General features: G+C 53.4%; 1 protein-coding gene. It reads left to right on the top strand.

Annotation, left to right across the window (positions count from 1 at the left end):
- Positions 1–279 (top strand): hypothetical protein (locus tag EN852_RS40510; RefSeq protein WP_210238351.1); only part of this gene is annotated, 279 nt, incomplete at its 5' end.

The following is a 279-nucleotide window of genomic DNA, read 5'->3' as shown; positions in this document are numbered from 1 at the left end:
CGGCAGTCTCAGATAGTCAGCCATTGCGCATCGGAACCCCAAGCCCTGTTGCGCAAGATGAACTTCACCGCCGCGGGAAGGTTCCACCGCGAGCCAGATATGCAGCGCTCGCCGCAAAGCCGGAATGAACCGTCCGCAAATATTACGTGGGTTTGCCTTGCCGCGAATGAAATTGAGCGCTATATGTACCAAATCGATCTTGTTGAAAGAACGTTGTTTCTTGGGCCATGGGCTCTGGCGATTTTCCTCTCGATTTCGAAAATTGTGGCGTCTGGCTAG

It is taken from the genome of Mesorhizobium sp. M2E.F.Ca.ET.209.01.1.1 (genome assembly GCF_004010375.2).
GTDB lineage: Bacteria > Pseudomonadota > Alphaproteobacteria > Rhizobiales > Rhizobiaceae > Mesorhizobium.
The sequence above is the reverse complement of the archived record's forward strand: the minus strand, read 5'-3'. Positions and strand labels throughout refer to the sequence as shown.